This window comes from Chlorogloeopsis sp. ULAP01 (genome assembly GCF_030381805.1).
Lineage (GTDB): Bacteria > Cyanobacteriota > Cyanobacteriia > Cyanobacteriales > Nostocaceae > Chlorogloeopsis.
On the sequence record NZ_JAUDRH010000005.1, the window covers coordinates 309,796 to 332,418 of the forward strand.

General features: G+C 41.1%; 21 protein-coding genes and 1 tRNA gene. 13 read left to right on the forward strand and 9 right to left on the reverse strand.

The window, feature by feature from the left end:
• Positions 1-60: 60 nt before the first annotated feature.
• From QUB80_RS11975 to QUB80_RS12000, 6 genes are all read right to left on the reverse strand, one after another.
• On the reverse strand, positions 61-891 hold the full coding sequence (locus tag QUB80_RS11975) for a fimbrial biogenesis chaperone (protein ID WP_502875293.1): 831 nt from the start codon (positions 889-891) through the stop codon (positions 61-63).
• Entirely contained in the window at positions 891-1,340 is a 450-nt protein-coding gene (locus QUB80_RS11980) for a hypothetical protein (protein WP_289789723.1), read from the reverse strand. The genes QUB80_RS11975 and QUB80_RS11980 overlap by 1 nt, the downstream gene beginning before the upstream one ends.
• A gap of 155 nt (positions 1,341-1,495) precedes the next feature.
• Positions 1,496-1,969: a hypothetical protein gene (locus tag QUB80_RS11985; RefSeq protein WP_289789724.1), complete on the reverse strand. Its 474-nt coding sequence runs from the start codon at positions 1,967-1,969 to the stop codon at positions 1,496-1,498.
• Between the two features lie 54 nt (positions 1,970-2,023).
• Positions 2,024-2,503, reverse strand: coding sequence for a hypothetical protein (locus tag QUB80_RS11990; RefSeq protein WP_289789725.1), 480 nt, complete (start codon positions 2,501-2,503; stop codon positions 2,024-2,026).
• Positions 2,504-2,940: 437 nt separating this feature from the next.
• Entirely contained in the window at positions 2,941-3,165 is a 225-nt protein-coding gene (locus QUB80_RS11995) for a hypothetical protein (RefSeq protein WP_336622319.1), read from the reverse strand.
• Positions 3,166-3,617: 452 nt separating this feature from the next.
• Positions 3,618-4,562 (reverse strand): N-acetylmuramoyl-L-alanine amidase, encoded by a 945-nt coding sequence (locus QUB80_RS12000; protein WP_289789726.1) that lies wholly within the window; start codon positions 4,560-4,562, stop codon positions 3,618-3,620.
• A 305-nt stretch (positions 4,563-4,867) separates the two neighbouring features.
• Between QUB80_RS12000 and QUB80_RS12005 the strand changes: the two genes are divergently transcribed.
• The 3 genes from QUB80_RS12005 (at position 4,868) to QUB80_RS12015 (ending at position 9,426) form a co-directional block, all read left to right on the forward strand.
• Complete coding sequence (locus QUB80_RS12005; protein ID WP_289789727.1) at positions 4,868-5,002, forward strand: hypothetical protein; 135 nt, start codon at positions 4,868-4,870, stop codon at positions 5,000-5,002.
• 51 nt (positions 5,003-5,053) lie between these two features.
• Positions 5,054-8,755: a magnesium chelatase subunit H gene (gene bchH / locus QUB80_RS12010; protein WP_289789728.1), complete on the forward strand. Its 3,702-nt coding sequence runs from the start codon at positions 5,054-5,056 to the stop codon at positions 8,753-8,755.
• A 119-nt stretch (positions 8,756-8,874) separates the two neighbouring features.
• Positions 8,875-9,426, forward strand: a complete 552-nt coding sequence (locus QUB80_RS12015; protein WP_289789729.1) for an alpha/beta hydrolase — start codon at positions 8,875-8,877, stop codon at positions 9,424-9,426.
• A gap of 167 nt (positions 9,427-9,593) precedes the next feature.
• Here the strand turns inward: QUB80_RS12015 and QUB80_RS12020 are convergent, their stop codons facing one another.
• Positions 9,594-9,782, reverse strand: coding sequence for a hypothetical protein (locus QUB80_RS12020; protein ID WP_289789730.1), 189 nt, complete (start codon positions 9,780-9,782; stop codon positions 9,594-9,596).
• Positions 9,783-9,966: 184 nt separating this feature from the next.
• Positions 9,967-10,038: transfer RNA gene (locus QUB80_RS12025), tRNA-Thr, on the reverse strand.
• Between the two features lie 347 nt (positions 10,039-10,385).
• Here QUB80_RS12025 and argF point away from each other — a divergent pair.
• From argF to QUB80_RS12065, 8 genes are all read left to right on the forward strand, one after another.
• Positions 10,386-11,306 (forward strand): ornithine carbamoyltransferase, encoded by a 921-nt coding sequence (gene argF / locus QUB80_RS12030; RefSeq protein WP_289789731.1) that lies wholly within the window; start codon positions 10,386-10,388, stop codon positions 11,304-11,306.
• A 160-nt stretch (positions 11,307-11,466) separates the two neighbouring features.
• Positions 11,467-12,072 carry a transcriptional repressor LexA gene (lexA, locus tag QUB80_RS12035; protein ID WP_289789732.1) on the forward strand — a complete coding sequence of 202 codons (606 nt, stop codon included), beginning with the start codon at positions 11,467-11,469 and terminating at the stop codon, positions 12,070-12,072.
• Positions 12,073-12,243: 171 nt separating this feature from the next.
• Complete coding sequence (locus QUB80_RS12040; RefSeq protein WP_289789733.1) at positions 12,244-13,761, forward strand: DNA phosphorothioation system restriction enzyme; 1,518 nt, start codon at positions 12,244-12,246, stop codon at positions 13,759-13,761.
• 299 nt (positions 13,762-14,060) lie between these two features.
• The gene (locus QUB80_RS12045) at positions 14,061-14,234 is read left to right on the forward strand and encodes a hypothetical protein (RefSeq protein ID WP_289789734.1); all 174 of its coding nucleotides are present in this window, start codon (positions 14,061-14,063) and stop codon (positions 14,232-14,234) included.
• Positions 14,231-16,306 carry an AAA family ATPase gene (locus QUB80_RS12050; protein ID WP_289789735.1) on the forward strand — a complete coding sequence of 692 codons (2,076 nt, stop codon included), beginning with the start codon at positions 14,231-14,233 and terminating at the stop codon, positions 16,304-16,306. Before QUB80_RS12045 ends, QUB80_RS12050 begins: the two co-directional genes overlap by 4 nt.
• 142 nt (positions 16,307-16,448) lie before the next feature.
• On the forward strand, positions 16,449-16,571 hold the full coding sequence (locus QUB80_RS12055) for a hypothetical protein (protein WP_289789736.1): 123 nt from the start codon (positions 16,449-16,451) through the stop codon (positions 16,569-16,571).
• 81 nt (positions 16,572-16,652) lie between these two features.
• Entirely contained in the window at positions 16,653-17,249 is a 597-nt protein-coding gene (locus QUB80_RS12060) for a Uma2 family endonuclease (protein ID WP_289789737.1), read from the forward strand.
• A 56-nt stretch (positions 17,250-17,305) separates the two neighbouring features.
• A complete protein-coding gene (locus QUB80_RS12065) occupies positions 17,306-17,773 on the forward strand; it encodes a DNA phosphorothioation-associated protein 4 (RefSeq protein WP_289789738.1) in 468 nt (155 codons plus the stop codon).
• Here QUB80_RS12065 and QUB80_RS12070 read toward each other — a convergent pair.
• Positions 17,766-18,890 (reverse strand): hypothetical protein, encoded by a 1,125-nt coding sequence (locus QUB80_RS12070; protein WP_289789739.1) that lies wholly within the window; start codon positions 18,888-18,890, stop codon positions 17,766-17,768. The genes QUB80_RS12065 and QUB80_RS12070 overlap by 8 nt on opposite strands.
• Positions 18,891-19,200: 310 nt before the next feature.
• Here QUB80_RS12070 and QUB80_RS12075 point away from each other — a divergent pair, with 310 nt between their 5' ends.
• On the forward strand, positions 19,201-20,832 hold the full coding sequence (locus QUB80_RS12075; protein ID WP_289789740.1) for a cyclic peptide export ABC transporter: 1,632 nt from the start codon (positions 19,201-19,203) through the stop codon (positions 20,830-20,832).
• Positions 20,829-22,475: a phytoene desaturase family protein gene (locus tag QUB80_RS12080; protein WP_289789741.1), complete on the forward strand. Its 1,647-nt coding sequence runs from the start codon at positions 20,829-20,831 to the stop codon at positions 22,473-22,475. The genes QUB80_RS12075 and QUB80_RS12080 overlap by 4 nt, the downstream gene beginning before the upstream one ends.
• Positions 22,476-22,623: the final 148 nt, after the last annotated feature.

Below are 22,623 nucleotides of genomic sequence, written 5' to 3' on the forward strand. Positions count from 1 at the left end.
TTTATTATTCCCAAATTCCACTGTGAAACTTATACTTTAGTGTAATATTTATAACAAAAATTATTTCTTTTCTGAGGCAGTAGTGGATTTTGGAATCGTCAAATTTACATTAAATGGGAGCTTACTTTTGTTGCTATCCTCACCCCATAACAACTCACCACTAAGTTGATATTGACCGGGTGTAAGATTTTCTTTGCCAGGATAATTAAATAATAAGTTGCGATCGCTTTCGGCAACAACAGCAGTCGCATCTACTTTACCAGTTTTAACAACGGTTCCTCCACGACGTAAAATCCAATTGATGCTGGGACGAACAGTAGCTTTACCACTGTTGCGAACTAATAGCTGAATTTGCTTTTGCCGTGTATTGAAACTAGCATTATCTACCGCTAATTTCGGAGCAAGATTACCTTTACGGACATAGAAAGTCACACCGATGCGTGTTGCCAAAGTAACATTATTGCCAGCACTATCCTTAGACTCATTCAGAGTTTCGTTGAACACAACAGCTCGATATTCACCTTCAGCAAGATTGGGGGCTAATCTACCGATCAAACGTACCCGTCGACTTTCTCCTGGTTTAATAGTTAATTCACGCGGTGAGAATTGCAGATATGGAGTAAGATTATTGGCACTGCTGGTAGGCAGAGTTTGAAATCCTGTATCTCGGCTATAAGTGAAAGGTTCGGCGTAGACACGCACGCGAGAGGGGGTATTGCTAGTATTTGTGATTGTGATTATACTCTGGGCTTGTCCGCGATCAGCTTTAGCTTCAATGACTAACGGAGAAACGCTCATTTGTGCAGAAGCTTTACCGGAAAACAGAATTAGGCTAGAGAAACAAGCCCCAAAAACAGCTTTCAACAGCCAAGTATTACGAACCATATTCATTACGGCACAATTGTAAATTTAATTCCGTATCTATAGTTCCCAGGAGCAAGCAAACTTCCTTTATCAACAAATAAATTTATGACAACAGGAGTGGTTCCTACAGGTAAAGATAATGGCGAACCACTACGAGAATTAGTTGAACCACCGTTTGCAGTTTCTACTGTCACAAGGGAAGATACAGGCTGGAAAGCTGGCCCGGCAATCTGAATCGGCTCAGATACACTTAGACTAACAGGCTCTTTACAGTTAACAGAAATTTGCGTAGGAGAGCCGCCAGCAGTGCTAAAACTAACTAACTGAGTTGGCAAAGTTCCACCATCACCTACTAACTCACCAGAGGAAATTTGAGAAAAAGTACAAGTATCGGTACTTTGAGCGTAAGTTTTGGGCGCTATAACTATAGTAATCGTTACTATAAGAAATGAAAATAAGACCAAGTGAGAAATCATTTAGAATTTTTTTGAACGTGACTGTATTTTTAATAAAATCATGAGCTACTACAATTTAGGTATTAAAAATAACATAGTAGAGTAGGCAATGCCCACCCTACTGATACCATTTTGGATTTTAGATTTTTGATGCTAAAACTCAACTTACAAAACTGTTACGGCGTCACGGTTAATGTCACTTTGTAGTCATAAGTACCAGGAGTCAGAGGGCTACCTTTGTCTACATACATATCCACGTTTAGCATTGTTGGACTACCAACTGGGAGCATCATGGGAGAACCACCGTTGGCAAAAGTTGAGCCAGATGATGAGTTCACAAATGCGTCTGCAAACATGGGAGTAAAGGTAGGACCTCCAGTTTGTACAGGTTGTGATACTGTTAGCTGAGAAGGAGCATTACAAGTAACAGAAACTTGACCGAATGCTCCTCCAGTAAAGCCACCAGCTAATGCTGTTGGATTAGATGGCTGATTCATTCCCAAACTACCGGGTGTAACTTGATCAAAATTACAAGCACCACCAACAGTTCCAGTAAAAGGAACATCAACAGTTTGAGCCATTGTTTTGGGAGCAAGAGCAACGCTACCCACAAGTATCAAAGCAGCAGTTAATAAAGAACGACGAATCATATGCACAATTTCCTAAAATAACGAGGTAAATCTTTTGATCAACAGGAAAATTAATTATGGAGTCACAGTTAAGGTGACTACGTAAGTGTAAGTTCCTGGTGTAAAACCATCCGGGCGTTCAACCAACATAGCCACCTCTAAATTGGTACTACCCTCAGGTAAAGTAGTACTCCCACCGCCAACATTGCTGCTCACGCTAGTTGAACCAAATTTCAGAAACCCAACATATGTTGTCCCAACTGGATCGGGGGTTGTCCCAGATACAAAGCGGGGAGGCGAAACTATGATTGTGGCAGGTGTGCTAGTTTGCACACTAATAGTGGCAGGTGTGTGTGATTCCAACTTTGTCGGAGCTCCACTAGAATTGGTGGGAATGGTTGGTTCTGTACTACCAGGGATAGGAGTACTAAAGGTAGCCTGAACTGGAACAGTACCGCTAAAGGGAACATCAACACTTTGAGCTAATACAGAGCGATCAACAGCTAAAGTACTTGCCAATATCAAGCTAGAGGTTAACGTCAGGTGGTAAAGCATTAGCAAATCATTTGACTGGAAAGAGGTTGTCCCATATCCATTAGTCAACACTTACTGATACTGTAACTATTAAAAAATACTAAAACTTCAGCAAAATTACAGTATTCTTTCTCTAAGATAAAATCTAGGTAAGTCTACTATTAAAAGCAATGTATATAAAAATTTCGTAAAAACTTAAAAATTAGCTTGGGAAATTGCGTACTAAATTATACATATGTTGCTATTAACTATTGTTGAGGCGATCGCACTTCAGCCAAAGCAGTAATATTGCCATTGTCAAATTTAAAGACATAGCTCCCCAACTTATTCAAAGAGTCGGAGAGCTTTTTTCACTATGTGTCTAAAAGGCGATCGCGTGATTTCTAGTGTTAAGTAGTAAGCGATCAGTTTTGGCAATGGGTGGTTCAACCGTATCTATCCATAAAAAGTAACTAAAATTAGGGATGATGGGATTCTTTGCTCTGACTCAAAACCTTAAATTCATCTTGGTTTAACGAGACTAAAATATCGTCAGAGTCTATTTGAATAAGCCAACGTCCACTCATTTGCCCACCTGAGAGTTTTTCCAAGCCCCAGATTACTCCTACTTTTCCGGCTACATACTCTGGAAGCAGGATTAAAACTTTATCTCCAACTTGAATACTGTTTGAGTAATGCAACAAAGTTCTAATACCAAAGATTGTTTAAAAGGAACTTTTCTCAATAAATTCTAAACAAACCACCAATTCTCAATTCCAATTAGAGTTTAGTTAGTGATTGAGTATTTCTATGAAAGTTTCAACAAGCTGTACCAATTATCTTGGTAAAAGAGTCTTTCTAGAGATAAGAGTCTACTTTTTTTCATACCAGGGTTCTACCACATAGTAAAAAGTGAAGTTTTTTAGATTCTACCCTTTTAAGCCATTCAAAATACTGTCATTATAGGTCTAAATGCTTGACCTTTGATGGTTTACATAACTGCGACAGAGGAAAGTTTAGCGCTTTATGAGCCGTCTGTCCTGCTCCATAAGATAGAATTTAGGCTACTCTCTTTATGAGAACAATGATTTTAAAGGACTTATGGAAAGAGTCATTAGTCATGACGAGGGACTAATAACCAATGAATGACCAATAACTAACCAATTAATTTCTGCCATGTGATGGGGCCAATAATTCCATCAGCAGTCAATCCATTTTGCTGTTGATATTTTTTTACAGCTGCTTCCGTTTGTGGCCCATAGACACCATCCATATCAACAGCTAGACGATATTGCAAGTATCTGATTGCAACACCACCTGCGTGATTGACTCTAATTATTCGTTTCGCCAGTATTTGATTAATTGCATTCCATGTATTTTGATCTGCGGTTCCAGTTTGCCGAATATCTACAATTCTCTGGAATTTTTCTATAGCTGATCGCGTTTTGGGGCCGTTCGCTCCATCCTCTACTAAAGGTTTACCATCTTTGTCAGTGATTTTCAGTCGATTTAGAGCTTTTTGTAGTCTCTGGATTGTGACGTCTGGATTTTGCTCTTCATCTTCTACCGGCTCAACAGGAGTATTGTCGGGTAATTGTCCAGTTAAGCCTTTGACGATCGCATTCGCCATAGCTTCTGGATTATATAGAGCCATATCTTTTTGCGAATCAACAAAGCACCCTTCGACTAAAATTGCAGTCATATCTGTATTTTTAACTACGTATAAGTGACTGCCATTCTTTACACCACGATTAAAAAAGCCTAATTTGACTATTTCATTTAATACAGATTTAGCTATTTTTCTACCTGCATCACTAGCTGCAAAGACTTCTGTGCCATTAGCTTGACGGTTAAAAGCATTAAAATGAATGGATACAAAAACATCGATATTACTGGCATTAGCCTTTGCACATCTTTTTCTGAGAGAATCTCCTACCGTACTGGCACTTGTTGGTTTGCATTCAATAACTTGATGCCCTAATGCTTTTAACTTTGCTATTACTCGATTACCAACATCAAGAGTCAAATTATCTTCAAATTTTATCCCTCTGGCTCCAGTATCTGGAGGACAATTATGCCCGATGTCTATTCCATATCTCATTGGATTCTCCCTCACTTATTAGCCAGAAAAGAGGCGTTCTATTCTACTCTTTGGGTCAAGTCATTGTAAATACATAGTTAATATATTGTTAAAACAAGCACCTCACAGTTCGCCCCTCCAGCAAAAGCTATTAGCCCTTCGGGTTCAGCAGTTGCTACAACGCGCTTATACCCTGCGGGAAGCCGCCCTCTGGGCGTCTACAACGCGCTTAACCCGACGCCAGGTGACGCCAGGTGCTACCCTGCGGGAAGCCGCCCTCTGGGCGTCTACAACGCGCTTAACCCGCGCAACGCACTGGCTCCTTTATGCCGGGGAACCCTTTCGCCAGTCGCTACAAGTCGGCAAAGCCGCAAGGGCGCGCTGGCTCACCACCGCACTGGCTCCGCAAGGGCGCACTGGCTCCGCAACGCACTACTTCACCATTAGCAATTAGCGATTAGCAATAACGTCAATTAAAATCAAGATGAAGAAATATTTCTTAGCTCTGAGACATGAAACGTATCGTCTTGATTGCAGGATTTGAATCTTTCAACGCCGACTTGTATCGAAAAGCGGCTGATTTGGCGATCGCTAGTTGTCCGGAGTTGGATATTCGGGTATTTAGCGATCGCGATATTACCAGTAAGCGGGCTGAAGTAGAAGCAGCACTGAGTGGTGCTGACGTATTTTTTGGCAGCTTAATATTTGACTACGATCAGGTGTTGTGGTTGCGCGATCGTCTTGCTAATATTCCCACTCGTCTTGTCTTCGAGTCAGCATTGGAATTGATGAGTTTCACCAAACTGGGAGCCTTTAGTATTGGTGATAAACCTAAAGGAATGCCCAAACCCGTGAAATTTATCCTTGATAAATTCAGTCAAGGGCGAGAAGAAGATAGACTTGCAGGTTATATAAGTTTTTTAAAGATAGGGCCAAAACTCTTAAAATTTGTGCCAGTGCAAAAAGTTCAAGACTTACGCAACTGGCTAGTTATTTATGGTTACTGGAACGCCGGTGGGCCGGAAAATGTAGCTGCACTATTCTGGACACTGGCAGAAAAATATTTAGGTTTAAAAGTCGGTGATATTCCCCCGCCTGTTGAAACCCCCAACATGGGATTACTTCATCCCGATTATCAAGGGTTTTTTGCATCGCCACGTGAGTATTTGGAGTGGTATCAAAGCCAAGTTTCCAAGAACATCACCCCGCCTACGGCACCCCTCTCCTTAATAAGGAGAGGGGAGGGGGTGAGGTCAAACCCAGTTATTGGCATTCTCCTCTACCGCAAGCACGTCATCACCAAACAACCCTACATTAATCAGCTAATCCGCCGTTTTGAGGAAGCTGGGCTAATCCCCTTACCTATTTTCATTAATGGTGTAGAAGGACACGTTGCTGTCCGTGACTGGATGACAAGCGACTACGAAATGCAACAACGTAAACTAGGGAATGTAGAAATTGCCTCTCTTGCCAATGAGGCAGTGAAAGTTGATGCGATCGTCTCAACTATTGGTTTTCCCTTAGTCGGGGGGCCTGCTGGTTCTATGGAAGCGGGACGGCAAGTAGAAGTAGCAAAACGTATCCTCTCTGCTAAGAATGTTCCGTATATTATTGCTGCACCTCTTTTAATTCAAGACATCTACTCTTGGACGCGTCAAGGAATTGGTGGACTGCAAAGTGTCGTTTTATACGCTTTGCCTGAACTAGATGGCGCAATTGACACTGTTCCCCTTGGTGGCTTGGTAGGAGAAAACATTTATTTAGTTCCAGAACGGGTACAACGCTTAATTGGCAGAGTAAAAACCTGGATTAACCTGCGACGCAAACCTGTCAATGAAAGAAAAATAGCGATTATCCTCTATGGATTTCCCCCTGGTTACGGTGCGGTGGGAACAGCTGCATTGTTGAATGTACCGCGCAGTCTCTTGAAATTCCTCCAGGCACTCAAAGAGCAAGGCTACGCGATCGCTGATTTGCCTGAAGATGGGGAAGAGTTGATTCGTGCAGTCAAAGAAGCGGATGAAGCTTTAAATGACGCACAGACAGAAACCTTCCCCGCGTCAGTAAATGTCCGCACCCTCGAAAAATGGCTAGGATATCTCCGCACCTCGCGCATTGAAAAGCAATGGCAATCTCTTACCGGTACTGGGATTAAAACCTATGCCGATGAATTTCACATTGGTGGTGTGCAGCTGGGAAACATCTGGATAGGTGTGCAGCCGCCATTGGGCATCCAAGGCGATCCGATGCGCTTGATGTTTGAGCGAGATTTAACTCCCCATCCCCAATACGCTGCTTTCTACAAATGGTTGCAAAATGAGTTTCAAGCTGATGCTGTAGTTCACTTTGGTATGCACGGCACGGTAGAATGGTTGCCGGGTTCGCCTTTGGGAAATACAGGTTATTCTTGGTCTGATATTTTGTTGGGAGACTTGCCTAATTTATATATATATGCGGCAAATAATCCTTCTGAATCGATTTTGGCGAAGCGTCGTGGTTACGGGGTGTTAATTTCCCACAATGTACCACCCTATGGTCGAGCAGGTTTGTATAAAGAATTAGTGGCGCTACGGGATTTAATCTCAGAGTATCGAGAAGATCCAAAAAAAAATTATCTTTTAAAAGAAGCTATTTGTAAAAAGATTGTTGATGCTGGATTAGATGCCGATTGTCCATTTGAGGATGCTAAACGTTTGGGCATTCCTTTTACTCCGGAAAATATCAGGATGTTTAGTGCTCATGCTTTTAATGATTATTTGGTGAATTTGTATGAGTATTTGCAAGTTCTAGAAACTCGCCTGTTTTCTTCTGGATTGCATACCTTGGGTGAAGCACCGAATCAGGAGGAGATGGCGGCGTATTTGGAAGCTTATTTTGAAAATGAACCGCAAAGACGCAAAGAAGATGAATTGGAAATTCAGCAGTTGTTAATGCAAACTACAGATGAATTAACAAATCTATTACGTGGATTAAATGGAGAGTATGTTCCGCCTGCGCCTGGTGGCGATTTGTTACGGGATGGGGCTGGTGTGTTGCCTACGGGTAGGAATATTCATGCCTTAGATCCTTATAGAATGCCTTCTCCGGCAGCGTATGCACGGGGTCAAGAAATTGGTCAAAAAATTATCTCTCAACATCTGGAAGAACACGGTGATTATCCGGAAACTGTAGCGGTAATGCTATGGGGATTGGATGCGATTAAAACTAAGGGTGAGTCTCTCGGTATTCTGATGGAGTTGGTTGGTGCTGAACCTGTGAAGGAAGGTACAGGAAGAATTGTTCGGTATGAATTAAAACCTTTGGCAGAAGTGGGACATCCTCGTATTGATGTGTTGGCAAATTTGTCGGGAATTTTCCGCGATAGTTTTGTGAATGTGATTGAGTTGTTGGATGATTTGTTTCAACGAGCAGCCCAGGCGGATGAACCAGAGGAGCAGAATTTTATTAGAAAACACGCTTTAGCTTTGAAGGCGCAAGGGGTGGAAAATGTATCGGCAAGATTGTTTTCTAATCCGGCGGGTGATTTTGGTTCTTTGGTAAACGATCGCGTCAATGATGGTAACTGGGAATCTGGTGATGAGTTGGGCAATACTTGGCAAAGTCGCAATGCTTTTAGTTACGGTAGGCAAGATAAGGGACAAGCTAGACCAGAAGTACTAAAAACATTGTTGCAAAAGTGCGATCGCATTGTCCAAGAAATTGACTCGGTAGAATACGGTTTAACCGATATTCAGGAGTATTACGCCAATACAGGTGGTTTGAAGAAAGCGGCAGAAAAAGTTCGCGGCAAAAAAGTCACAGCCAACTTTGTGGAAAGTTTCTCGAAAGATACTACACCCCGCAAGTTAGATGATTTGCTGCGGATGGAGTATCGTACCAAGTTGCTGAATCCCAAATGGGCAGAAGCAATGGCAACCCAAGGCTCTGGTGGTGCTTTTGAAATTTCTCAACGGATGACGGCATTAATCGGTTGGGGTGGAACTGCGGATTTTACTGATAATTGGGTATACGACCAGGCAGCAGATACGTATGCTTTAGATCCAGAAATGGCAGAGAGGTTGCGCAAGACAAACCCGGAAGCGTTCCGGAATATTGTGGGAAGAATGTTAGAAGCGCACGGGCGCGGTTTTTGGCAAGCGAGTGAGGATAAGTTACAAAAGTTACGCGATTTATATGAGTTAACAGATGAGGAATTGGAAGGAGTGACAATTTAAGAAAATCTCGCAAACCAAATTAATTTAGCTAACCTGGTAGATATGCTTTCTCGAATAGTTAAATAACACTTGGGGATTTTTGCCCATGTGCGCTTTGCACTACCAGGGAGTTGGTTAAAATGCAAATTTTTCTACTTCTGAATCGACTAAGCGGATGGAAATTTACGACATTGCTTAGTAAGACAGTAGCTTTAGGAGTGGGCGCTAGTGTTTTACTCTCAAGTACTAATGCTAACGCTGCTGAACAGGTAGTTTTAAAGTATGGTAATTTTCGGGGGCCAGTCTCTGTTAAAGAATTAACTCAATTTGTAGAAACTGGCAAGACTACCCCCATACTAAAAGCTTATCTGCAAACCGCCAAACAAGACCCTGCATTAGCTCGAAAGGCTCTGACGGCAGGAATCAAGGCCGATCCTGGCTTTTTAAATAGCGTCATGTCCAGCTGGGCAGGGCCAATTTTGGTCAGTCAAGTTGGTGAGGTAGTTCGTCCTCCTGATAAACCATTAGACAAGCAAGCACTACATTCCGCCTTGAGTGCATCTATTAGTCAAAGTGGTGAAGTTACCTTACTCGGAGCTATTCGTAACTATCCTCATGCTTCAGTGGAGATACACGGCGATCGCCTGATCCCTGTTTATGAACGATTAAGTAACCTTGCGAAAATTTTCTAAGGACTATTAACGACTCCTGGGCAAGCGTGGGAACTTAATCTCAAATGCACCAATTTTGTCAAATCACTAAATTACTTAATGGTGTTATCTTGGCGTTGACTGACAGTACTGCTCACTTTAGGTGGCGCTACTGCCAACGACACAAATAAGCAAAACACTTTGTTCAGTTAACTCGACAGTGGCAAGGCAGTCAATGCACCAAAACTAAACCCGTTAGTTATCTGACGGGTTTTTTGAATTTGAAAGAATGGGCATTTCAACAAGCGTACATTATCCACTGTCATGCCACGTGCTACAACGTGGGAAATCCCCAAACCCAGTGGCTCTCCATTACAAGTGGATAGTTCAGAAGGCATTACTCTATTAACTTACAATCTGCTCCCAAAATCCACTTCGTTAAGAGAAATAAAACTGAGGCACGATAAAGAATATTTTCAGGTAATTCGGCACAATATTGCATTCATCAGTTTTCATTCGCCAATTCTCGAAAATACTCATAATTGATGTAGGAGTGGGTTTAGAAACCCACTCCTACTGGTAAGCCAGCACTCGGATTTGAACCGAGGGCCTTCCGATTACAAGTCGGATGCACTACCACTGTGCTATGCTGGCAGAACTTCGGTAGAGGTGAATCTTCAAGAACAATAATGCTCTTAAAGATTGCACCGATTAGTAATTATAGCTCAAAAAAGCTAGTTGTAAATATAATATACAAAAAATATCTTCGATTCTAAAATTGTTGATTTTTTTAAATCACTGAATTTTTAGCAAAATGTAATTAAAAATACCAAAAAAGATGATTTATACCATTCTCAAAATTCCTAATCTCATTTATAAGTCAAAGCCACCTGACACTTTAGGATAGACACAAAAATATTTGGTACAGTTTTAAGGCACTACTTTTTGCACAGCTGCGTACAGAAAGCTAAAGATAACATTTTTCTTTACACATTAGAAGCATGGCAGCGTTGAGCGGACGAGATTTATTAAGTCTAGCAGACCTCAGTTCTCAAGAGGTTCAAGAACTCCTGCAAATGGCAACTCAGTTAAAATCTCAACAGTTGAGGTTACGGTGTAATAAAGTTTTGGGGCTGTTATTTTCTAAAGCTTCCACTAGAACACGAGTGAGTTTTACTGTCGCGATGTACCAACTGGGTGGACAGGTAATAGACTTGAATCCTAATGTGACACAAGTAAGTCGCGGTGAACCAGTGCAAGATACAGCGCGGGTTCTAGATAGATATTTAGATATTTTGGCAATTCGCACTTTTGCCCAGCAAGAGTTAGAAATTTTTGCTGATTATGCCAAAATCCCTGTAATTAATGCTCTCACCGATTTGGAGCATCCCTGTCAGGTTTTAGCAGATTTATTGACAGTTCAAGAAACTTTTGGCTCTTTTGCTGGATTAACCTTGACTTATGTAGGCGATGGCAATAACGTCGCCAATTCCTTAATGCTGGGTTGTGCTTTGGTGGGAATGAACGTTAGAGTAGCCACGCCCAATGGATTTGAGCCAAGCACAGAAATTGTTGCAAAAGCAAGAGCGATCGCAAATAATAAAACACAAGTAATTCTCACTCACGACGCCGAAGCAGCAGCAAAAGGTGCAAATGTACTTTATACTGATGTTTGGGCAAGTATGGGGCAAGAAGCAGAAGCAGATGACCGGATGCCTATCTTCCAACCCTATCAAATCAATGAACATCTGTTGAGCCTTGCTGATTCAGAAGCGATTGTTCTACATTGCTTACCAGCCCATCGTGGCGAAGAAATTACCGATGACGTCATGGAAGGTTCCCACTCACGAGTTTGGGATCAAGCGGAGAATCGGATGCACGTTCAGAAGGCATTACTTGCTAGTATTTTGGAAGCAGAGTAAACAACTTAAGGCTGAAGTTTGAATGAATAAAATATTTCATCCTTTAGCCTTCTCAAATCAAAAGTATTTTCCTTTAACTTTTAAATTTTTACTTTCCATTGGGATGTTTTTTGTAGTACTAATGTTCTAGGGACATTTGTATTTTCCTCCCTATAAATATATGGAAAGACTAACGGAAGCGCAAAGAGAACTTTACGAATGGCTGGCAGAATATATTCGAGAACATCAACATTCGCCTTCAATTCGGCAGATGATGCAGGCGATGAATTTAAAGTCGCCAGCGCCAATTCAAAGTCGTTTGGAACATTTACGAACTAAAGGATATATAGAATGGAATGAAGGAAAGGCACGCACGATTAGAATTTTGCGTTCCTTAAAACAAGGTGTACCGATTTTAGGTACAATTGCTGCTGGTGGTTTAATTGAACCCTTCACCGATGCTGTCGAGCATCTAGACTTTTCTAATTTTTCCCTACCTTCCCAAACTTATGCTTTGCGGGTAGCGGGGGATAGCATGATTGAAGATTCTATCGTTGATGGAGATTTGGTATTGTTACGTCCAGTGCCAGAACCAGATCAACTCAAAAATGGTACGATTGTTGCCGCCAGAGTAGACGGATATGGTACCACACTCAAGCGATTTTATCGTCAAGGCGATCGCGTTACCCTCAAACCTGCTAACCCCAAGTACAATCCTATTGAAGTACCTGCTATACAGGTGCAAGTTCAAGGTTCCCTAATTGCAGTCTGGCGCAGTTACGACTAAGGAATGGGGAATGGGGAGTAGAGATGAGAGTAGGAGAAGAGGAACAGATGAGGGAGATAGAGAAGATGGGGAAGAATTTACTCTTATCACTTCCTCAACTCCCTCAATTCCTTGTCTCCCCATCCCCCACTCTTGTTCCATTCCCCACTCACCAATCCCTGTTTAGTATCAATGTATCTAACGCAGTATCGAGTCAAGCAACTGCTTACCTCCCAAAAGGCTGTAGGGGAAAAACTCCCACAGCAATATCGTCTCAAATTACCTTTTGCAGGCGAGAGCAAAGGCAGTTATCAAACCCAGCAGCCATTACCTGGATGCCCGTGGATGCCAGCATCTCTGCAATTACGGCAATATCAGCGCCAAGCTATAAATAATTGGTTTGCTAACAATGGCAGAGGTACATTGAAAATGGCTACAGGTAGCGGTAAGACAATTACGGCACTTTCCGTTGCTTGTGAATTATACAAACAAATTAACTTGCAAGCGTTGCTAATAGTATGTCCTTACCGTCATCTTGTGACTCAGTGGGCGCGAGAATGTGAAAAATTTAATTTGCAGCCCATTTTAGCTTTTGAAAATGTAAACACCTGGCAAAGTCAGCTTTCTAGTCAACTTTATAATGTACATTCTGGTTCACAAGCATTTTTGACAGTCATCACTACCAACTCTACTTTAATTGGAGATGGATTTCAGTCTCAACTTAAATATTTTCCCGAAAAAACTTTAATTATCGGCGATGAAGCTCATAACTTAGGGGCATCTAAGTTAGAAGAAAGTTTACCCCGATTTGTGGGCTTGCGGCTGGCATTGTCTGCTACACCAGAAAGGTATTTTGATGAAGCTGGAACTCAATCATTATTTGATTATTTTGGCTCAGTACTTCAACCAGAACTAACTTTAAAAGATGCTATTAGTCAAGGCGCTTTAGTACATTATCTTTACTACCCAATTTTAGTAGAGTTAACGGAGGTTGAAAGTCGTGCTTACGCAAAATTAACGCAAAAAATTGGCAGAGCATTGCTATATCGGGAACGAGAAAATATAGAAATAGGTGACTTAGAAGATAACGAAGATTTAAAGCCTTTATTAATGCAAAGAGCTAGGTTAATTGGCGCAGCAGAAAATAAATTAAATGCTTTGCGAGAATTAATGGCAAATCGCCGCGAAACATCTCATACTCTCTTTTACTGTAGTGATGCTTCCCAAGAAATAGGGCAACGTTCTAGCTTGCATCAACTTCAAGCTGTTGCCAAAATTTTGGGGGTAGAACTGGGTTACAGAGTAAGCACCTACACCGCACAAACGTCATTACAAGAACGGGAAGTATTGCGTCGTCAATTTGAAAGTGGTGAATTGCAGGGGTTAGTGGCAATTCGCTGTTTGGATGAAGGGGTAGATATTCCAGCAATTCAAACTGCTGTAATTTTGGCAAGTTCCGGTAATCCTCGCCAATTTATCCAACGACGCGGACGAGTTTTGCGCCCGCATCCAGGTAAAGAACGCGCCACAATATTTGACATGATTGTTTTACCACCTAATTTAGATAGAAAAACTTTAGAAGTAGAACGTAATCTATTAAGGAAAGAACTGCGACGCTTTGTAGAGTTTGCTGATTTGGCAGACAATGCGGGCGAAGCAAGAATCAAGTTACTTGATTTACAAAAGCGATATGGTTTATTGGATATTTGAAGAAAACAGGAGGATTTTTATATATTGTATTTGTGTTTATAGCGTTTTCCAAGCAAATAAAGTACACCCCTCCCGCGCTATCACGCACCCTCCCCTTGCTAAGGGGAGGGTTGGGGAGGGGTCATTTCGTACCTCACCAGAGTGGGAAAGGCTATATCTGCGTTTATTAAATAAAAAATCTTGCTTTGATTGACACTCAAACTAATGCCAAGAAATAAAGGAAACAGTGGCTCTACGGATGCGATCGCGACTGTATCCGTGTTTAAAATCAAAAAATATTACATTAATTTAATCAGCAAATGAATAAAGAAGCAAATATTGATGATGTTCAGGAGCCAATTACTAGTGCATCGGCAGAAGTACGGCAAATCATTGAACAGGTATGTAAATTAGAAAAAATTAGATTAGATAAAAAAATTAATAGCCATATTAATGATGATATTTTGAGGATTGTGAAGGATGTCGTAAGATGAAGCTAACTTCAATTAAGCTTTGCAACTTTCGCTCCTTTTATGGAAAAACGCCAGAGATAATTCTGGCTCATGGAGATGATTATAATACAACAATTATTCACGGCAATAATGGTGCAGGTAAAACTAGCTTACTCAATGCGTTTACTTGGGTATTGTACGAGAAATTTAGTGCTGCTTTTGCCTCTGTTGAACAGTTGGTGAATAAGCGTGCTGTAGCGGAGGCAAATTTCGGACAACCTGTAGAATGTTGGGTAGAGATTGCTTGGGAACATGACGGTATACGCTACCGAGTAAAACGTGAATTTCGGGTTTATAAAAATTCAACTGAGTTTGAGATTGGCGAAACAAAATTATATTTACAATTTGCTGGAGATGACGGAAGATGGAATTTACCAGATCAAAAGCCAGAAGATATAATTAATCAAATTTTACCTGCTAGTTTACATCAATATTTCTTTTTTGATGGCGAACGTATTGAAGAAATTGTTCGCTCTGATAAAAAAGCAGAAATTGCTGAGGCAACAAAAATTTTCTTAGGTGTAGAGGTAATAAATCGTTCTATTAATCATTTAAAAGAAGCAAAAAAAAGTTTAGAAAATGAGTTGAAAATTATTGGAGATTCAGGCATTAAACAACTTTTACAACAACAAGTAAAATTTGAACGAGAGCTTGAATACATTGAAAAGTGTCAACAGGAAATTAGTCAAGAGTTAGAATATCAGCAAACTTTAAAAAAAGAAACAAGCTATAGATTAAGAGAACTTAACGCCGCTAAAGAATTAGAAGAAAGACGAGAATTTCTAGAAGAGCAAAAAAAATCTAACCAAGATACTCTTAAACAAATTAGAGAAGTATTAAAAAAAGTTCTTTCTACTCGTGGTTACACTATATTTCTTTCAGAAAAAACTGCAAGTTTCCGTAAAATTTTAGATGAGTTGAAGCAAAGGGGTGAGTTATCCCCTGGTATTTCTAAAGAATTTATTAATGAATTATTGAAATCTAGATGCTGTATATGTGGCACAGATTTATACGAAGGAAGCCACTCTCACGAAAATGTCAGACAATTATTGGATAGGGCAGGTTCTTCTACAGTAGAAGAAACAGCTATTCGCATGAGCGCTCAAGTTGACGAAATTGATCAGCAAGCAGCAGGATTTTGGGAAGAGGTTGACAGGGAACAGGCGAAAATAAATGAGTTAAGAAAAAGTATCTCGCAAATAGAGACAGAGATAGATAACATTGAAGACAGATTACGAAAAGATGCTAATGAAGAAATAAGTAGCCTACAAAAGCGTTTGGATGAAATAGAAGAGAAAATCACGGAGTTAACTTTAGATATTGGCAGAAATGAGCAGCAAAGCTTGCATATAAAAACAGAATTGGAAGATTTGAGCAAGCAAATTACCAAGCAGAAATTCAATGAAGAAAGGCAAGCACTAGCCCAACGCCGAATCACCGCTACCCAAGATGCAATTGACAGGCTAGCAGAAGTAAAAATTCGTCAAGAAACGCAATTTCGCTTGCAACTAGAAAAGCGGGTGCAAGAGATATTCGGTGAAATTTCATTCACGCCCTATATTCCAAAAATAAGTGAAAAGTATGAACTGACTTTGGTAGAAAATACAACAGGTATAGAATCACCTGTTGCTGCTTCCACAGGCGAAAACCAAATCCTCAGTTTATCTTTTATTGCCAGCATTATTGATCGCGTACGGGAGTGGAGCGATCGCAAGAATATTCTGATGATTCCCGATAGCAGTACTTTCCCAATTGTGATGGATTCACCTTTTGGTAGCCTAGATGAGCAATATCGGCGACAAATCGCCAAGATAATTCCTAGATTGGCGAATCAATTAGTGGTAATGGTGACTAAGACACAGTGGCGGGGTGAAGTGGAAGCAGAAATAGCAAACAGAATAGGCAAGCAATATGTGCTAACTTACTACTCTTCTAAACCAGACTGCGAACAGGATTATATTGATTTGGCAGAAGAAAGATATCCCCTTGTGAGGCAAAGTCCAAACGAGTTTGAGTATACAGAAATAGTTGAAGTCAACCGAGAACCCTTGTAGAGACGCGATATATCGCGTCTGGGCATCCGGATATTCATACGACTATAAAAAATATCTTCGGGTGTAACAAAAGACGTGCAAGCACAGGTGTTGATAGCAATAACAACGAGATAAGCTATTTACAAAAGGGAACCGAAAGCTTATGACTACAACAAGTTTGCACTTGTGGACGGTAGATGATTACCACAGAATGATTGAGGCGGAAATTATTACCACAGTTGCTTTTCCAGAAGTTGAGGTGCGGGTAAAAGAATTATTTACTTAGGTATTGGTATTTTTTCAACAAATTACATTCTATTTTCTATCAGTCTGAAAATGTAGCTTGCATCTTCCCGTAGGTTAGGATGTGAAAACAACAGAGTGCGATCGCTTTGGTAAAGAGATAGGTTTTATGAGTATAAACACTGAAGCTACTATTGAAGATTTGTACTACCTACCCGAAAACTGCAAAGCGGAAATTGTGAATGGGAAATTGATATGGATGTCTCCAACGGGATTTTTACCAGGGCGTGCAAGCGGCGAAATTTATGTGAGTTTGCGCGAGTATGAACGCTGCACTGGAAGCGGTTATGCTTTACCTGATAATGTAGGCTTTATTGTTAATCTTCCGAACCGTCGTTCTTTCAGTCCCGATGCTGCATTGTACACCGGGAAACCAACAGGTGGAAAGTTTCTTGATGGTGCGCCTGTTTTTGCTGCTGAAGTCAGGAGTGAAAATGACTATGATGAAGCAGCAGAAAAAGATATGGCAGCAAAGCGTCGTGATTATTTTGCAGCAGTTACGTTGGTGGTGTGGGATGTAGATGTACTTAAAGAAGAAGCAATTCGGGTTTATCGTGCCAGTAATCCCGAACAACCACAACTATATCGTCGCGGAGAACTAGCGGAAGCTGAACCTGCTATGCCTGGATGGTTGATGCGAGTGGATGATTTATTTGTTTAGCTCTAGCGATCGCTTTTAAATTTAAGTTAAAATTGCAGCACCGTAGATACAAAACAATGGCAGCAAGTAGAATCAAGATTGCTAAAGACAAAGTGGAGTTAGTAAGAGCATTAGTAGCATCAAAAGATACTACTGGCCCTTTTCAAACTTATGTAGAAGCAATAACATTTGCTGCTGCTTTGGGTGCAAAGCATAAAAAAAGAATTCCTCTAGAGGGAATAGCTAAAGATTTATCTCCACTGCGACAGGATTATTTTCCTGGCAGTTTTGCTCTTTTAATTAATTTATTGGCTATTGTTGAAACAACAGACATTAATATATTAGGTGATAATGATATAGCTGACGAGCAACGCATACATATTTTTGAAGAGTATGCTAATGGTGGACTCGAAATTTTGCAAAATGAACTACGAGGAGCAGTAGACTACTCAGAACGACTTTTATTAATTCTCAATTCCGAAAGATTTAAGCAAGAAAAACAAGAGGAATTTGATTTAAGTAAATTCCTTTCTAAAGTTAATTAAAAGTTTGTCTTGAGCGCTGCGACACCAAATTTGCACCAGAAATACCAAAAGTTGCAAGAAACATCCGCGCTCCCACCTCTCTTTCATGGGGAGCGATTTCTTTTACCAACAGTCCACGTACTTTAAGACCTTTATAAGCTTTGTCAGGATCCCAAAAAACAATTTTGCCACTACTTTCCTTTTGGAGGCTACTATAAAACTTGTTCATAACTTTGTCAAGAATGTAGTATTGATTGCTATTGCAATTGCTGCCAAAAAGCCCAAAATGACGGGATAAGCGCCGATAATTGCTGTTGTTGATAAATTTTTGAATATAGGCAATCATGCGATCGCGCGGCAAATTGAGACTAAATTGCCGCATAGACTGAGTGGAGTTAGTGACAAATGCATCATATAGCTTTGCGTTGGTTGTATAAATACCTCCTGCCAAAAGAGAGGAGCCATCTACACCACGAGTTAAATCTATCTCCACACCAGATTTAGTGACGCCTTGGAAAGAGAAAATCAATTCGTTAACTCGAATTTCTTCATTTGTATTAATCGGAAACTGCTGCTTGAGAATCACGGGTTCATCAAAAGCTATACGTACTTGGCTATGCATCCCGCGCACCCCCAAAACTGGTTGTCGCCGCATGGCAACTTGGAAAGTCATACTAGTTACAGATTTGACTGGAATGCTGGCAACATACCATGTATGCGAGTGACTGCCAGCTCTAATATGCTGCACATTAGCAACAAAAATCTGTCCATCCCCTGTATCCTCGAAACCGTACTGAAATTTTTCGCGATTTGTAAGGAACAAAACTGGGCGATGCTGAGATTGATCGACGCACTCTCTGTGCTCTTGCGGAGCAGTTGTGTAAGAACCAGTAAGTTTGAGGGCAGGTGATGAAATCACACTCCGATCAGGGGTTGAAAAAATATAAGCTGGAACTATGAACGGATCATCTGATTGTTTACACCGCTCGTCTTCGTTATGAGCAAAATTGAGACGTTCCCAATCAGGGCTTTGTTGAGTCAACTTTAAAGTCTCAGCTCTGCTACTGGAAATCATATAGACTTCCTGAAACACCATAATCCCTGAAAGTGCTAAGACTTTTGTTAATATCTTTTTCATAAAATATTCCCCAACTGTAAAAGCCCGAACTTTAAATCTCACTGCTCATACAGCAGAACGATACAGAAATGAAAATTAAGTAGATCTCGGAAATTTAAAGATTTTAAACTATTTCGAGGCATACTTGGAGTTCATGAAGATAGTACTCCTGGATAATCGGATTAGAATCAAAGTTATTTTTATCAAACCTGTACATATTTTTGCAATACTAGGGAGGCATGGGGACAATTCCTTATTTTGATCGCTAGTAACCAGTCTCCTTCAATAAAAATAATAGATATTAGTTATAGATATAGATAGCAGCCCAAAAGTGTATATTTTTCGTCTTTTTAAAGGTTCTTGGCAAATTCTAGCGATCGCCATTGTCACTGGATTTCTCAGTGGTGGTAGTAGTGCTAGCCTGATCGCTCTGATTAGCTATGCTGCAACTAATAAGTCCACTTCATCATTAGCAACTATAGCTTGGGGCTTTGCAGGGCTGGCAATAGTTGTACTGATTACCAGCATTATTTCTCAAGTGATGCTGATTCGCTTATCGCAAAATGCAGTATTCAAATTAAGGATGCGCTTGAGTCGCCAGATTCTCTTCTCTGAGTTGAGCCATCTGGAAGAACTAGGAAACCCCCGACTACTAGCAACTATCACAGAAGACGTTCAAGCAGTTGCCAACGGTGTTTACCAAATGCCTTTTTTGTTTATAAATTTGGCGATTGTCTTGGGCTGTGTAGTGTATATTACTTGGTTATCCTGGTTAGTCCTTATACTAGTTGTCGCCCTTGCAGTTGTGGCAATTGCTAGTTGCAAGTGTTTGTTGGATAGAGGTGAGCAATTACTTGCCCTTGCTCGTGAGGATCAAGATGTGCTGTTTAAGCACTTCCGTAGTATTACTGAAGGAGTAAAAGAACTTAAGCTACACTATCGGCGTCGTCAAGTCTTTCTGGAACAAAAACTGCAATCAGCCGCCGCTAACTACCGTCTTCACAATATTGGTGGTTTAACCCTTTTTGCTACAACTTCTAGCTGGGGACAACTCATATTCTTTTTTGCACTTGGTTTTGTACTTTTCGTCCTACCCAATCTGCTTACTATCAACTCGCAAACTCTTTCTGGTTACATCTTAACTTTTACTTACTTGATGTTGCCAATGGACAATATCATTAGCAAACTTCCTCATTTAAGTAGAGCTAATATTGCATTGCAAAAAATTGAGTCTCTGGGTTTATCTCTAAACAGTAGAGCAGAAGAATTAACAGTTCCACCTGCAATCAAATCTTATTGGCATAGCTTACAACTTCAAGGTGTCATTCACACTTATTACGCAGATAGAGAAGATAGTAACTTTATTTTAGGCCCTATAGATTTAATATTTTATCCACAAGAATTGGTATTTATTGTCGGAGGAAATGGTAGCGGTAAATCAACTCTGGCGAAACTAATTACTGGACTTTACATTCCTGATGCTGGAGAAATTAGATTAGATAACGAGTTAATTAACGAACAAAATCGGGAATGGTATCGCCAGCATTTTTCTGTTATTTTTTCTGAATTTTATCTATTTGATGAAATTTTAGGTTTAGAAAATTCTGCTTTAGAGCAACAAATTCAGTATTACTTGAAACTACTACAAATAGACCATAAAGTAACGATTAAAAACGGTAAAATCTCTACTACTGCTCTTTCTCAAGGACAGCGTAAACGATTAGCTTTACTAATAGCATATTTGGAAGACAGACCCATTTATTTGTTTGATGAGTGGGCAGCAGATCAAGATCCAATATTTAAGGAATTTTTTTACACCCAACTGTTACCAAATCTGAGAGATAAAGGTAAAACAGTGCTAGCAATTAGCCACGACGATCGCTATTTTCATCTCGCAGACCGAATCGTCAAACTAGAGTACGGTAAAGTGGAGTTTGACAAGCAGCACCCTTATTCAAGATGAGCAACACAAACTTAACAGATGTAGTCGTCATCGGTAGCGGTATTGGTGGTTTGAGTTGTGCAGCCATACTGGCACGCTATGGCTTTGATGTGACAGTTTGCGAAAGCCACTCCATCCCTGGTGGTGCTGCCCATGCCTTTGAGCGTAACGGATTCAAATTTGATTCTGGACCATCTCTATATTCTGGACTATCTTACAAACCTTCTGCTAATCCCCTGCGTCAAGTACTAGATGCGATCGCTGAAGATATATCTTGGGCGACATACGATACATGGGGATGCTGTTTGCCAGAAGGTGATTTTGATACAACGGTAGGTGCAGATCAATTTTGTGAAGTTCTCTCTCGTCTGCGTGGGCAAGATGCTGTTGCCGAATGGCGTAAACTTCAACGCGTGATTGAACCCCTAGCTAGTGCAGCAGTTGCTATTCCACCTGCGGCGTTGCGTTTTGATCTGGGTGCAGTCATGACGATGGGTAGATTTGCTTTGCCGATGTTACGTCATGCTGGCAATATCAGCAAGCTAACGGGAGCTTTTAGCCAGGTGATAGAGGGTGTTGTTCATGACTCTTTTATTCGTAATTGGCTGGATTTACTTTGTTTTCTTCTTTCTGGATTGCCAGCCAATGGAACTAGTGCCGCAGAGATGGCATTTATGTTTGCAGACTGGTATCGTCCAGGAGTAGTGCTTGATTATCCGATGGGCGGTAGTGGTGCGCTGGTGGATGCATTAGTTAGAGGGTTGAAAAAACACGGTGGGCGGTTAATATTGAATGCTCATGTCGAACAAGTACTTGTAGAAAGTAATCGCGCCATAGGGGTGCGTCTGCGTGGTGGTAAAGAAATCCGGGCGCGACGGGCTGTTATATCAAATGCATCGGTGTGGGATACCCTCAAGTTACTGCCAGAGCAAGCAGTGCCTAAATGGTTTATAGAACAGCGAGCTAGTACACCTGAGTGTGATAGTTTCATGCATCTCCACCTTGGTATCGATGCCCAAGACTTGCCTTCGCATCTTGCTTGTCATTACATCGTAGTTAACGACTGGGAAAAAGGTGTGACAGCGCCTCAAAATGTAGTTTTAGTGTCAATTCCCTCAATTCTTGATCCGTCATTAGCACCACCAGGTAAGCACGTAATTCACGTTTATACTCCTGGTAATGAGCCGTACGCTCTTTGGCAGGGAATAGATAGAAAAAGTCAGGAGTATGCCCAAAGTAAGCGATCGCGTGCGGAAGTCATGTGGCAAGCCCTAGAACGAATTATTCCAGATATTCGTCAGCGATGTGAAGTCACACTTGTTGGTACACCCTTAACTCACGAACGCTTTTTGCGCCGCCATCGTGGTTCTTACGGTGCGGCAATTCCAGCCGGAAAAGGTTTCTTCCCAGGTTCTGGCACGCCTTTACCAGGATTACTGTGCTGTGGTGATTCGACATTTCCCGGCATCGGTTTACCAGCAGTCGCAGCAAGTGGAATGATTACCGCAAATACTCTAGCACCCGTACACAAGCATTTAGAAATGCTCAAGGATGTGGGATGTATGCAAAAGGGATTGGGGATTGGTGAGTCCAGCGCGTTGCGGAGAGAAGCGCCGTGCGGGGGTTTCCCCCGTTGTAGACGCCCTCCGGGCGGCTTCCCGTAGGGTGGCGACTTCGGAGGGTTCCCCGGAGCTTTCGGAGTCTCCGGCTCCGCTCCGTTGTAGCGACTGGCGAACCCGAAGGGTGATTAGGTATAGGGGTAGTGGTTAAGAGCGAAATTTTTTAGCTGCGTATAAACAGAGATACATCTAA